The organism is Flavobacterium branchiophilum FL-15 (assembly GCF_000253275.1).
Lineage (GTDB): Bacteria > Bacteroidota > Bacteroidia > Flavobacteriales > Flavobacteriaceae > Flavobacterium > Flavobacterium branchiophilum.
Window position 1 is genome coordinate 2,491,476 of sequence record NC_016001.1, and the last position, 12,704, is coordinate 2,504,179.

Here is a 12,704-nt window from a genome sequence, read left to right on the forward strand (position 1 = left end):
TTTGATACATAATTTTAAAAAAACTCGAAAATGTATCACTCAAAAATATCAGGATTGGGCTACTTTGTACCCGAAAATATTGTAACCAATGACGATTTATCTAAAATAATAGACACAAATGATGCTTGGATTCAAGAAAGAACCGGCATTCAAGAACGTAGGCATGTAGTAAAAGGCAGTGGCGAAACCACAACCTCAATGGGGGTAAAGGCAGCAAAAATAGCCATTGAAAGAGCAGGAATTGATAAAGATGCAATTGATTTTATAGTATTTGCAACGATTTCGCCCGATTATTATTTTCCAGGCCCAGGAGTTAGCTTACAAAAAGAGCTAGGTTTAAACACCATTGGAGCCTTAGATATTCGCAATCAATGCTCAGGATTTGTATATGCCTTGTCCATTGCAGACCAATATATCAAAACAGGTATGTATAAGAATATTTTGATTGTTGGTTCTGAATTACAGTCGGTAGGATTAGATATGACCACAAGAGGTAGAGGTGTTTCTGTAATTTTTGGCGATGGTGCTGGAGCTGCTATTATAAGCCGAGAAACAGATTTGACCAAAGGAGTGCTTTCTACACACCTACATTCTGAGGGCGAACATGCTAAAGAATTGGCCGTTTTAGCACCTGGTATGGGAGGCAGATGGGTTACCGACATCATTACCGATCAAAATCCAGATGACGAAAGTTATTTTCCGTATATGAATGGGCAATTTGTATTTAAACATGCCGTGTCTCGTTTTAGCGAAGTCATTCACGAAGGACTCGTTGCTAATAATTTACAAATTTCAGATATAGACATGCTCATTCCCCATCAAGCCAATTTGAGGATATCACAATTTATACAAAAAAAATTCAATCTTTCAGACAGTCAAGTGTTTAACAATATTCAAAAATATGGCAACACCACAGCAGCGTCTATTCCAATTGCATTGACAGAAGCTTGGGAATTAGGTAAAATAAAAGAAGGCGATACTGTTGTACTAGCCGCTTTTGGCAGTGGATTCACATGGGCTAGTGCTATAATCAAGTGGTAAAATTATATTTTTTTAAAATTTTTAAATAAAACTTTTAAAAAAGCTTTTATAAAAGGCCTTTTAGGACATGCCCAAATGATTTGAAGCTCTTCCCAAAAAGTAGAGGATTCATCAAGAAAACGAAGAATAGAAGCAACATCCGATTTGGCAAACATTTTAGTAAATATTAACTTACCCAAATGATTAGAGTTGCTTAAAACTTCAATCAAAATTTGATCATAAAAATAATATCTCGATGTCGAATGAAAAATTTTGAAATCGGGATTTTGTTTTTTTTGTAAAAACGTAACAACTTGTAAAGCTTTTTTTCGAGAATTAGAAAAAGTAAAACCCGTACTGGCTTTTGTCCATCCACCAGCAGTTCCAATATTTAAAATATTTTCTGTATTGTGTTTCCAAAAAGGATAAGCCGTCATTGGGATGCAGCCTTTTTCTTTTCGTTGAATTGTGTAATCAAATATTTGCTTACTATTCAAATATTGTTTAATTTCTGATTCATATTCAGAATCATGAAGTAAATTTTTAGAAAAAAGAGTGTATTCTATCAAAACTTGGTTATTAGCACAAGGCAAAACATACATAAACCGAGTGTTGTGGTGTTGCATCACATTAAAATCCATAAATATAGCTGGCATTGATGCTTTATATTTATCATCTATTGCTACAAACCACCCCAAAAAATGCTGGTTAATTAAGGGATATTGCTTATTATTTTTAAAATAATTATCAAAAATTACTGCATTAAATACTTTTGAGGCACGATACATGGAGGCATCCGTTTGAACAATAACCTCGTTTTTAGTATCAGAAATTGATGTAACCGACGAGGATACCCACTCCGTTTGAAGATTTATTTTAATAATATTCTTAACAAAAGCATATAAATCATCAGACTCAATCATTTTATAAACAACGTCTGTCTTTAATATATTCAATTCAATTTCTCCCGATTGGAACCATGCAGATTCCCATTTGTTTTTCAATAAAAAATCCCAAGCCCCATTTGAAGTTTCCCAATAACACCAAGTGCGGTCTTTTTCAGTTTTAGACTGTGGCTCGATGATTAGAATTTTTTTGTCAAAAAAAAATTTATTTTTAGACATTTCAAATAATACTAACATTGATGACAAACCAAAACCCACAAAAATATAATCGTATTTCATAGTCTAAAAAAAAAGTAAATAACGTTAGAAAAAATTCATCCGGATACAAAATAATGAAAAATAAAATTAAAAAACATGGTTTAGTAAAAACAATTTGATACATTTGTTTAACAAAAACAAACGAACGATGAACAATATTAAAAATCAATTCAGTATCAAAGATTTAGAAAATATATCTGGCATCAAAGCACACACGATAAGAATATGGGAAAAAAGATATAATATTTTAGAACCCATGAGAACTGATAGTAATATTAGATATTATGATACAGAAAATTTGCAAAAATTATTAAACATTACATTATTGCACAATTATGGATACAAAATATCTAGGATTGCAAAAATTCAAGAAACGGAAATTCCAAAAATAGTCAATCAAATTATTACTGAAAAAAGCAAAAAAAATCATGCAATCAACGATTTCAAACTATCGATGATGAATTTTGATCAGCAATTGTTTCTTCAAACTTATCAAAATTTACTATCTAATAAATCTTTTAAAGAAGTTTTTTTTGAAATATTTATTTTGTTATTAGAAGAAATTGGATATTTATGGCAATCCAATACCATAACACCCGCTCATGAGCATTTCATTTCTTATTTGATTAAACAAAAACTATTAGTTGAAACAGAAAAACTTCAAATTGTGAATGCACTTCCTGATTCCAAAGTGTATATTCTATTTTTACCAGAAAATGAGATTCACGAATTAGGATTGATGTTTATCAATTATGAATTACTTTCAAAAGGCTATCGAACGATATACTTAGGAGAAAGTATTCCTGTAGAAAATTTAAAGGAAATGAAAAAATATTATGACGAAATTGTATTTATATCGCATTTCACCATTCAACCGCAAAGAGACCAATTAGATAGTTATGTAGAAGAAATCAGAACAAATATTTTAGATGCAAACACTAGTTTTTGGATATTTGGAAGACTAGCAGCCCATATCAATCTAGAAAATGACACGAATTATATCAAAATATTTGAAAGTTTAAAAGATTTAACTGAAAATGTGTAGTTATAATTTTGTTTTGTTTAAATTTTTTGTATTTTTGTTAAACAATTTTAAACCATGAAAAAAACAATACATATTATTGGATCTGGATTTGCATCATTATCTGCAGCTTGTTATTTAGCAAAAGCTGGACATGAAGTAAGCATTTTTGAAAAAAACGACAGTATAGGCGGTCGTGCCAGGCAACTAAAAGCTGAAGGATTCACATTTGATATGGGGCCAAGTTGGTATTGGATGCCCGATGTTTTTGAACGATTTTTCAATGATTTTGGTAAAAAAACATCCGATTATTATGAACTTATAAAATTATCACCCGCTTATAACGTTTATTTTGGTATAAATGATACAATAACTATTGAAGATGAATTATCAAAAATAAAAGAAAAATTTGAAACCATCGAAAAAGGGAGTGCTTCAAAATTACAAGAATTTATAGACAAAGCAAAATCAAATTATGACATTGCAATAAAAGATTTGGTGTATCAACCTGGTGTTTCTCCTTTAGAATTGATATCGAGTAAAACAATACCCAAACTGGGGCAGTTTTTTGGTAATATAAAAAATGATGTGCGAAAAAATTTTAAAAACAAAAAATTAGCTCAAATTTTAGAATTTCCAGTGCTATTTTTGGGAGCAAAACCAGCAGACACCCCATCGTTTTATAACTTTATGAATTATGCAGATTTTGGATTGGGTACTTGGCACCCTAAAACAGGGATGTTTGATGTAGTGATGGCCTTACAAAAACTGGCATTAGAGTTGGGAGTTTCTATAAAAACGAATGCCAACGTTTCCAAAATAATTGTTGAAAACAAAACTGCTAAAGGCTTGATTGTTAATGGAATAAAACACTATGCAGATGTTGTTTTGAGTGGTGCAGACTACCACCACACCGAAACTTTGTTGGAGGAGTCCGAAAGAGCTTATTCTGAACACTATTGGAATAGTAGGGTTTTTGCACCAAGTTCATTGCTGTTTTATGTTGGGTTTAATAAAAAAATAAACATTTCGCATCACGCTTTGTTTTTTGATGTTGATTTTGAAGCTCATGCTCAAGACATTTATGACAACCCCAATTGGCCAAAAGAGCCTTTGTTTTATGCAAACTTTCCATCAAAAACAGATAAAACTGCGGCTCCAGATGGAATGGAAACGGGTTTTTTTCTTATTCCATTAGCACCTGGAATTATTGATAGTCCTGAATTGCACGACAAATATTTTGATATTATCATGTCGAGATTTGAAAAAATTACACAACAAAGTATTAAAGACAGCATTGTATATAAAAAATCGTATTGTAAAAATGATTTTATAAACGATTACAATTCTTACAAAGGCAACGCTTATGGTATGGCAAATACCTTATTACAAACTGCTTTTTTGAGGCCCAAAATAAAGAGTAAAAAAATAAAACATTTGTATTTTGCAGGACAATTAACCGTTCCAGGGCCAGGAGTGCCACCAGCATTGATATCAGGTAAACTAGCTGCTGCATTGATCAACAAGCATATTTAACTAAAAAACAGAACCAATGAAATCAATATTTGAAAACGTTTCAAACAAATGTAGTATTATAACTACTAAATTATATAGTACTTCCTTTTCAACAGCAGTCAAACTGTTGTCGCCAAGTATTAGACAAGACATATACAACATTTACGGTTTTGTAAGATTTGCAGACGAAATTGTTGATACATTTCATGATTATGATCAAGAAAAATTATTTACTAAATTTGAAAACGATTTAGAAGAAGCGCTATCAGACAAAATTAGTTTGAATCCTATATTAAATGCTTTTCAAGCAACGGTTCACAAACATCATATTCCTAAAGAAATGATAGATTCATTTATGAAAAGTATGCGATTAGATTTATATAAAAAAACATATAATACGAAAGAAGAATACGAAAATTATATTTACGGATCAGCAGATGTAGTAGGATTGATGTGCTTAAAAGTATTTGTAAAAGGCAACGATACCCAATTTAACGAACTACAATCGGCGGCTATGAAATTAGGTTCTGCATTTCAAAAAGTAAATTTTTTAAGGGATTTGAAAGCCGATTATGAAGATTTAAGCAGAAGTTATTTTCCGAATACAGATTTGAATCAACTGGATGATTTGTCGAAGAAAAAAATAATAGACGAAATAGAAGCCGATTTTAAAGCTGGTTTTGACGGAATTGTACATTTGCCCATTGAAGCAAAATTTGGTGTTTATACTGCTTATATTTATTACAAAAAATTACTTTCAAAACTTAAAAATACTCCTTCGTCTGAAATTAAAAATACCCGAATTCGAGTTCCCGATTATGAAAAATATGGCTTGTTTGCCAAATGCTATTTCAATTATAAATTCAATTTAATTTAAAAATTTACATAAAATGTTTTTACATATATCAGTTTTTATCTGCACTTTTTTTATTATGGAATTTATGGCTTGGTTCAGCCACAAATACATTATGCACGGTTTTTTATGGGTTTTACATGCCGATCATCATAAAAAAGACCATGATTCTTGGTTTGAACGTAATGATGCTTTTTTTATATTTTATGCTGTAGTTAGTATTGTTTTTTTCTTACTATGGCAACATCAAATTTTAAAAATCGGGTTGGCCATTGGGTTGGGTATTTTTGCTTATGGATTGGCTTATTTTATGGTGCATGATATTTTCATTCACCAACGATTCAAACTTTTTAGAAATGCGAATGGCAAGTATGCCAAAGCTTTGAGAAGGGCTCATAAAATGCACCACAAACATATAGGTAAAGAAGATGGTGAATGCTTTGGTATGTTATTGGTTCCTAAAAAATATTTTAATTCTTAGTTTAAAATAAAAGCCTCCATTTTTTGATACAAATCTTCGTCGTGCAAGCCATGACCAAGATTTTTTGTTTTTATAAAAGTAGCTTTTGGATGCCCTTTTACTATTTTATAAGCCTCATTTACGTGCACAATTGCATCGTCTTCATCATGTATGATTAAAGTTGAAGTGTTGATATTTTGTGAAAATTTTGCCATAGAAAAATCATCAATACTGGTTTTTATTTTAGTCAAAAAATGATTTTGTAAATGTTTTTTCAACACATTTTGATACCCCATCATGGTACAATAATGATCAATTAAAGTTTGTAAATCAGATGGTGCACCCAACAAAACCATTTTTTTTATCGATGGATTTTGATTCAAATGCTGGTAATGAATACAAGTTGCCCCTCCAATAGAGTGCCCAATTAGAATAGTTGGATTGTATTTTTGTGTACATACCTCTAAAAATCGAGTATATTTAGGTACATTAAACTCATTTCCCGACGACATTCCATGTGCAGGAGCTTCAATTGCTACAATGGTTTTGCCTGTTTTTTTCAGAAAAGGCAACATTTTTTTCCATCGAGCGGGATTACTTTCCCAACCATGAACCAACATGATGATGTCCGCATTGCCTTTCCAAATATAGGCATGAAAAGTTTCCCCGTCCGACAGAAATTGTTCTATAAGACAAGATTGTAATGTTTTGGGTAATTTATTGGAATTGAATTTTCCTTTTCGGGGCCTACTGAATAATTGATAGGCTATTAAAGCTGCTTTTTTGGGTTGAACAATACTTAACAAATTTAAGGATTGACCAATCACTTTGATGAATATTTTTCTACTAATCGTTTTCAATTTCACTTTAAAAATCAGATAAAAAAACCCCGAAATTAACGGGGTTCAAATGATTAAATTTTGGAAAATAATTGTTCCATTTTTTCTTTTTCTTCTTCGGCTAAAACGCTATCAACCAAAATTCTTCCTGAATGTTCGTCAATTAATATTTTCTTTCTAGCTGCAATTTCAACTTGTGTTTGTGGCGGAATAGTAAAAAACGAACCCGCAGATGCTCCTCTTTCAATAGATACAACTGCCAAACCATTTCTTACACTAGAACGAATCCTTTTATAGGCAGACAACAATCTGTCTTCAATTTGAGCTTCAAATTCTGCTGATTTTTCCATCAAAAAGCTTTCTTCTTTTTGCGTTTCGGCCATTATATCATTTAACTCTGCTTTTTTGTGTGTCAAGTGGTTGCTTTTTTGTTCTAATCTTTCTTTTGATTCTGCAATTACTTGTTTTTTATGTTCCATCGAAGCTTTCATTTCTTTGATGTGCTTTTCAGCCAATTGTATTTCAAGTTCTTGATATTCAACCTCTTTGGTTAGCGAGTTAAACTCTCTGTTATTTCTAACTGTTTCTTGTTGTTTGGTATATTTTTTAATTGACTCTTGATGTCCCAAAATGGCATTTTTTTTGGCTTTGACTTGTTCGTCAATCACTTCTAAATCACTTTTTAGTTTTTCCAATCTCGAACTCAAACCAGCAACTTCATCTTCCAGATCCTCTACTTCCAAAGGCAATTCACCTCTAACATTTCGAATTTCATCAATTCTTGTATCAATTAATTGTAAATCATAAATGGCTCTTAATTTGTCTTCGACACTTAATTCTTTTGTATTTCCCATAATCTTTATAAGTACTTAACTGGATTTGTATTTTCTTTTGATAACATGATACCGCCTTTGGGCAATAATTCTGCAAAATTAATGATTTTTTTCGTAAGATAATCAAATATATAATTTTTTGTGAATCTTTCGCTCTCAAAATGTCCAATATCTACTAAAATCAACTTGTTTTCTGCTTCATAATATTGGTGGTATTTCAAATCGGCAGTCAAAAACACATCTGCCCCAGCACTTATGGCATTAGAAATTGCAAAACTACCCGAACCGCCCAAAACAGCAATTTTTTGCACTTTTTTGTCGGTGTTACCAGAGTATCTAATCCCTTCTGCTCCCATTAATTGCTTTACCTTTTTCAAAAATGCAAGTCCGTCCATTGGTTTTTCTAACTTGCCAATCATGCCTAAACCTATATTTTGATGTACATTTTGGGTTTCGTAAATTTCATAAGCCACCTCTTCGTATATGTGATTTTGTAATAAAGTTTTGATGATTTTTTGCTCCAAATGTTTTTCAAAAATAACTTCAATTTTTACTTCGTCTGTGGATGTTACTATGCCTTTTTGTCCCACTACAGGTCGGCTGTTTTCATTGCCTCTATAGGTAGAAAACCCTGAACTATTAAAACTACATTGATCATAATTACCTATATTTCCAGCTCCTGCTTCAAATAATGAATGACGGATTAAAGCTGCATTTTCTGGCGTAGTATAAGTTATTAATTTTCGGATGTATTGCTTTTTTGGTATCAAAATAGAAGTGTTTTGTAGCCCCAATTGGTTACAAAATATTTTATTAACTCCTTCTTGGTGGTTGTCTAAAGCTGTATGCACGGCATATATTGCAATATCGTTTTTGATGGCTTTCATCACGGCTCGTTCCACATAATTTTTGCCTGTCCATTTTTTAATGCCCGAAAACAGAATGGGATGAAAGCAAACAATCAGGTTACAATTGCAGCTTATTGCCTCATTTACAACACTTTCAAGAGCATCATGACAAACTAAAATTCCGGTAGCTTCTAAATCAGCATGCCCTACAATGAGTCCTACGTTATCAAAATCTTCGGCATAGCTTAAAGGAGCCATATCCTCTAAAATCGAAATAATTTCTGAAATTTTCATATCTAAATAAAATACAAATTAACGAAAAATTCTGTTATATATTGTAAAAAAAAGCTAATTTCGTGGTTTGAAATATTTTTTATTTGAATTAGATTAAAAAAACTATCTTAGAACCATTTTGATAGTAATACGACATGTCGTTGGGTTAAAATTAAATCAAATATATGAAATACATTACATTTTAACTACAATGACCATTGCATCAAAATTTAATGTAAATGATTAAACTTAGTTAAAATTTGGATTAAAAAATATTATTTAACCTACAAATATAACGTTATTGATTCAAATTATTTACTTTTAAATATAAATATAATTATGATACTGCTTATTAGATTTTTATTATTCCCAATTGCAATTCTATATGATATGATTACACGGCTAAGAAATTTTTTATTTTACAAAAATATATTAAAATCTTATTCGTTTGATATTCCTATAATTGCAGTAGGCAATTTGAGTGTTGGAGGAACGGGCAAATCGCCTCAAATAGAATACTTAATCCGTTTGTTGGCACCACATTTTAAGCTTGCAACTTTGAGTCGTGGCTATAAACGACGAACAAAAGGGTTTGTAATTGCCCGTCAAGGAATTGATTATCAAGACATTGGAGACGAACCATTTCAATTTTTTCATAAATTCAAAAACATAAATGTTGCTGTAGATGCTCATAGAAAAAATGGTATTGAACAGTTGTTACACCTACCAGAAAAGCCTGAAATTATTTTATTGGACGATGCCTATCAGCACCGAAAAATAAAGGCTGGATTGTATATATTGCTAACAACTTACGACGAATTATATTACAAAGATTGGATGTTGCCAACAGGACATTTAAGAGAATCAAAATCTGGAGCAGAAAGAGCTCATATTATTATAGTTACTAAATGCCCTAGCCAACTATCTGATTATGAAATGAATACTATAAAAAATGCCCTAAAATTAAAGCCCCAACAACAACTATTTTTTAGTAAAATACAATACCATGAAGCTATTTGTTCAGACAAACAAAACATTCCAATATCGAACATTAAAGCTGAAAAAAAATTATTACTAGCGGGTATTGCCAAACCAAAGTTCTTTTTTGATTACTTGAAAAATGAAAACGACATTTTATTGACTTATCCAGACCATCATGCATTTAGCAAAAAAGATATTGATTTAATACTCGAAAAAGCCAACGGCATGAAAATCATCACAACAGAAAAAGACTACGTTAGATTGATGGATAAATTGCCTCAAAACCAATTGTTTTATTTGCCCATTCAATCTGAATTTCTACAAAATGCAACTCAATTTGACCAATGCATTATCCATTTTGTACAAACATTTAGCTCAAATATTGGAGCATCGTATTGTATAAATCATCAGGAGCAAAGGGTTTTGTAACCACGTCGTTAAGCCCATAAGACAATAACATTTCTTTATTTTCGTTTAAAGAAATAGCTGTTAGTGCAATTACGGGAATTTCCTGATTGAATTCTCTTATTTTCTTTGTAGCAATAGTCCCGTTAATACCTGGCAAATGGATGTCCATCAAAACCATATCATAATGATTATTTTGTACTTCGGTAATAGCATCTTCACCATTATCTACAATGGTGCACAACACTTTTTTGCTTTCAATCATTTTTTTGGTGATCATCTGATTGATCTTATTGTCTTCAACCAAAAGAACCCGTTTACAATTCAAATTGGAGTGGTCAAAAACTTGTTTTGGAGCTTCTATTTGGCTCTGATTAACCATAAAATCCAAATTGAAAGTAAAACAAGCCCCATGTCCTATTTGACTTTCTAAACGAATAGTACCCCCCAATATTTGTATTAAATTTTTTACAATAGTTAAACCCAATCCTGTTCCTCCATACTTTCTATTAATTTCTACAGAGCCTTGAGAAAAACTTTCAAAAACAGCATCCAACTGTTCTTCTGCAATGCCAATTCCAGTATCTTTTACCTGAAAACTAATGCTTGCTATCCCATTATCTAGTCGATGCAATTTGGCAGTTAATACAATCTCGCCATTTTGTGTAAATTTGATAGAATTATTGATTAAATTTATAAATATTTGAGATAATTTAGTAGAATCACCTATAAGATTCATAGGTATTCTATTATCAATATCTAAACTAAAAACATTGTGATTTTGAACTGCTATTTTGTGTAAAGAATTATAAATATTATTGACAAGTTCTAGCAAATTAAAATTAATTTTTTCTGTTGTAATATTTAACGATTCTATTCTACTAGTTTCTAAGATTTCATTTATAAAAGTCATTAAATAATTTCCTGAAATTTTTAAAGAATTCAAATATTCCAATTGAGATTCTTTTGGGTTTTCTTCAAGCAGCAAATGTGTAATACCGTTTATGGCATTTAAAGGAGTTCGAAGTTCATGACTTACTGTTGATAAAAATTCGGAACGGGCTTTACTTGCTTTTTCAGCTTTTTCTTTCGAAAGCAATAATTCTTTATTCTTTTCTTCCAATAACAAGTTTGTTTGTATTCTTGTTCGGTTGTTTTTGTATAAAGTCCAACTCAAAAAAGACAGTATGGTAATCAAAAATACAGACAATATATTGATTAATTTTTCTGATTTTGTAATCCTTACCCTTTGATTTTTATCAAAAAAATTATTTTGGGGCATCATTTGAATACTGTCTTGTTGGATGAGCTTGTGAAAACCGATTTTTACTGGAATTGCATTGTTTTCTATAAAATACGTACTAATACCTTCGCAAGAAAAAGTTTTTTTTGCGTAAGAGTTAAAACAAATTATTAAAAATATGTAAATAATTTTATTCATTAAAAATACATTTATAGAACAAAAATAATAAAAAAAAATTACTTTTGGGCAATTAATAAGATTAAATTGATTAATCTTGATGAATATCCGATTTCGTTGTCATACCAGCCCACCACTTTTACCATTTTGTCGATTACAGAAGTTAATTGAGCATCAAATAAGCATGAATGGGTGTTGCCCAAAACATCTACAGAAACTATAGGGTCGTTTGTATAGTCTAAAATACCTTTCAAATAAGTATTCGAAGCTTCAAAAAAAGCTTTATTAATTTCTTCTATGCTTACATTTTTTTTAACATTACAGGTAATATCGGTAAGCGATCCATCTGGAACAGGAACACGAATACCACACCCTCCTATTTTACCATCTAAATCGGGAAAAATTTTGGTAAGAGCCTTTGCTGCTCCCGTTGTAGTGGGTACTATGGATTGACTAGCCCCCCTAGCCCGTCGCAAATCCTTATGGGGTTGGTCGTGTAAACTTTGGTCTGTTGTAAACGAGTGAATTGTAGTAATATAAGCCTGCTCTATTCCACATAAGTCATTGATAATGTGTATCATTGGTGCGGCATTATTGGTTGTACAACTGGCATTAGAAACTATCAATTCTGTCCCGTCCAAAATGTATTCATTTACTCCTAAAACAACTGTTTTGATATTTTCTACTTCAGAAGGAGCAGACAAAATGACTTTTTTGGCACCAGATAGGATGTGCTCATACAATTCGTCGTACCATTTGTATTTGCCTGTTGCTTCAACAACAAAATCAATATCTAGAGCCTTCCAATTGAGGTTTGAAATCATTTTTTCGTGACAAAAAACAATTTTATGGTTGTCCACCAAAAGGTGTTTCTCATCAAACGAAACAGGTAATTTTAACACCCCATGAATACTGTCGTATTTTAGCAAATGAGCCATCGTTTTGTTATCGGCAACATCGTTGATAGCCACCACTTCTATGGCTTCATGTTGCCACAGTAGCCTAAACAGATTACGACCTATTCGACCAAATCCATTAATAGCTACTCTAATTTTCTTTTCTTTCATTAATAA

The 12,704-nt window shown here is 31.3% G+C and carries 12 protein-coding genes; 6 read left to right on the forward strand and 6 right to left on the reverse strand.

The window, feature by feature from the left end:
- Positions 1 to 30 precede the first annotated feature (30 nt).
- Positions 31 to 1,041, forward strand: a complete 1,011-nt coding sequence (locus FBFL15_RS10795; protein ID WP_014084622.1) for a 3-oxoacyl-ACP synthase III family protein — start codon at positions 31 to 33, stop codon at positions 1,039 to 1,041.
- A 2-nt stretch (positions 1,042 to 1,043) separates the two neighbouring features.
- Here the strand turns inward: FBFL15_RS10795 and FBFL15_RS10800 are convergent, their stop codons facing one another.
- A complete protein-coding gene (locus FBFL15_RS10800; protein ID WP_014084623.1) occupies positions 1,044 to 2,204 on the reverse strand; it encodes a lycopene cyclase family protein in 1,161 nt (386 codons plus the stop codon).
- A 127-nt stretch (positions 2,205 to 2,331) separates the two neighbouring features.
- Between FBFL15_RS10800 and FBFL15_RS10805 the strand changes: the two genes are divergently transcribed.
- The 4 genes from FBFL15_RS10805 to FBFL15_RS10820 are packed head-to-tail and all read left to right on the forward strand — an operon-like array spanning position 2,332 to position 6,053.
- Complete coding sequence (locus tag FBFL15_RS10805) at positions 2,332 to 3,228, forward strand: MerR family transcriptional regulator (protein WP_014084624.1); 897 nt, start codon at positions 2,332 to 2,334, stop codon at positions 3,226 to 3,228.
- Positions 3,229 to 3,282: 54 nt separating this feature from the next.
- Positions 3,283 to 4,740 (forward strand): phytoene desaturase family protein, encoded by a 1,458-nt coding sequence (locus FBFL15_RS10810; protein ID WP_014084625.1) that lies wholly within the window; start codon positions 3,283 to 3,285, stop codon positions 4,738 to 4,740.
- A 16-nt stretch (positions 4,741 to 4,756) separates the two neighbouring features.
- Positions 4,757 to 5,596 (forward strand): phytoene/squalene synthase family protein, encoded by an 840-nt coding sequence (locus FBFL15_RS10815; protein WP_014084626.1) that lies wholly within the window; start codon positions 4,757 to 4,759, stop codon positions 5,594 to 5,596.
- A 13-nt stretch (positions 5,597 to 5,609) separates the two neighbouring features.
- Positions 5,610 to 6,053 (forward strand): sterol desaturase family protein, encoded by a 444-nt coding sequence (locus FBFL15_RS10820; RefSeq protein WP_014084627.1) that lies wholly within the window; start codon positions 5,610 to 5,612, stop codon positions 6,051 to 6,053.
- Here FBFL15_RS10820 and FBFL15_RS10825 read toward each other — a convergent pair.
- From FBFL15_RS10825 to FBFL15_RS10835, 3 genes are read right to left on the reverse strand one after another with little or no spacing between them, the layout of a single operon-like run.
- Entirely contained in the window at positions 6,050 to 6,898 is an 849-nt protein-coding gene (locus FBFL15_RS10825; protein WP_044032264.1) for an alpha/beta hydrolase, read from the reverse strand. The genes FBFL15_RS10820 and FBFL15_RS10825 overlap by 4 nt on opposite strands.
- 47 nt (positions 6,899 to 6,945) lie before the next feature.
- A complete protein-coding gene (locus FBFL15_RS10830) occupies positions 6,946 to 7,725 on the reverse strand; it encodes a zinc ribbon domain-containing protein (protein WP_014084629.1) in 780 nt (259 codons plus the stop codon).
- 5 nt (positions 7,726 to 7,730) lie between these two features.
- Positions 7,731 to 8,846 (reverse strand): Nif3-like dinuclear metal center hexameric protein, encoded by a 1,116-nt coding sequence (locus FBFL15_RS10835; protein ID WP_014084630.1) that lies wholly within the window; start codon positions 8,844 to 8,846, stop codon positions 7,731 to 7,733.
- A gap of 318 nt (positions 8,847 to 9,164) precedes the next feature.
- Here FBFL15_RS10835 and lpxK point away from each other — a divergent pair, with 318 nt between their 5' ends.
- Positions 9,165 to 10,235: a tetraacyldisaccharide 4'-kinase gene (gene lpxK / locus FBFL15_RS10840; protein WP_014084631.1), complete on the forward strand. Its 1,071-nt coding sequence runs from the start codon at positions 9,165 to 9,167 to the stop codon at positions 10,233 to 10,235.
- Here the strand turns inward: lpxK and FBFL15_RS10845 are convergent.
- Both FBFL15_RS10845 and gap read right to left on the reverse strand, forming a co-directional pair.
- The gene (locus tag FBFL15_RS10845; protein WP_014084632.1) at positions 10,177 to 11,652 is read right to left on the reverse strand and encodes an ATP-binding protein; all 1,476 of its coding nucleotides are present in this window, start codon (positions 11,650 to 11,652) and stop codon (positions 10,177 to 10,179) included. The genes lpxK and FBFL15_RS10845 overlap by 59 nt on opposite strands.
- 38 nt (positions 11,653 to 11,690) lie before the next feature.
- Complete coding sequence (gene gap, locus FBFL15_RS10850) at positions 11,691 to 12,698, reverse strand: type I glyceraldehyde-3-phosphate dehydrogenase (RefSeq protein ID WP_014084633.1); 1,008 nt, start codon at positions 12,696 to 12,698, stop codon at positions 11,691 to 11,693.
- Positions 12,699 to 12,704: the final 6 nt, after the last annotated feature.

What these genes read in the sequence shown, in the direction of transcription:
- gap (WP_014084633.1), bottom strand. Translation starts at nt 12,698, where the DNA reads ATGAAAGAAAAGAAAATTAGAGTAGCTATTAATGGATTTGGTCGAATA.
- FBFL15_RS10795 (WP_014084622.1), top strand. Translation starts at nt 31, where the DNA reads ATGTATCACTCAAAAATATCAGGATTGGGCTACTTTGTACCCGAAAAT.
- FBFL15_RS10835 (WP_014084630.1), bottom strand. Translation starts at nt 8,846, where the DNA reads ATGAAAATTTCAGAAATTATTTCGATTTTAGAGGATATGGCTCCTTTA.
- FBFL15_RS10805 (WP_014084624.1), top strand. Translation starts at nt 2,332, where the DNA reads ATGAACAATATTAAAAATCAATTCAGTATCAAAGATTTAGAAAATATA.
- FBFL15_RS10820 (WP_014084627.1), top strand. Translation starts at nt 5,610, where the DNA reads ATGTTTTTACATATATCAGTTTTTATCTGCACTTTTTTTATTATGGAA.
- FBFL15_RS10830 (WP_014084629.1), bottom strand. Translation starts at nt 7,725, where the DNA reads ATGGGAAATACAAAAGAATTAAGTGTCGAAGACAAATTAAGAGCCATT.
- FBFL15_RS10845 (WP_014084632.1), bottom strand. Translation starts at nt 11,652, where the DNA reads ATGAATAAAATTATTTACATATTTTTAATAATTTGTTTTAACTCTTAC.
- FBFL15_RS10810 (WP_014084625.1), top strand. Translation starts at nt 3,283, where the DNA reads ATGAAAAAAACAATACATATTATTGGATCTGGATTTGCATCATTATCT.
- FBFL15_RS10815 (WP_014084626.1), top strand. Translation starts at nt 4,757, where the DNA reads ATGAAATCAATATTTGAAAACGTTTCAAACAAATGTAGTATTATAACT.
- lpxK (WP_014084631.1), top strand. Translation starts at nt 9,165, where the DNA reads ATGATACTGCTTATTAGATTTTTATTATTCCCAATTGCAATTCTATAT.
- FBFL15_RS10800 (WP_014084623.1), bottom strand. Translation starts at nt 2,204, where the DNA reads ATGAAATACGATTATATTTTTGTGGGTTTTGGTTTGTCATCAATGTTA.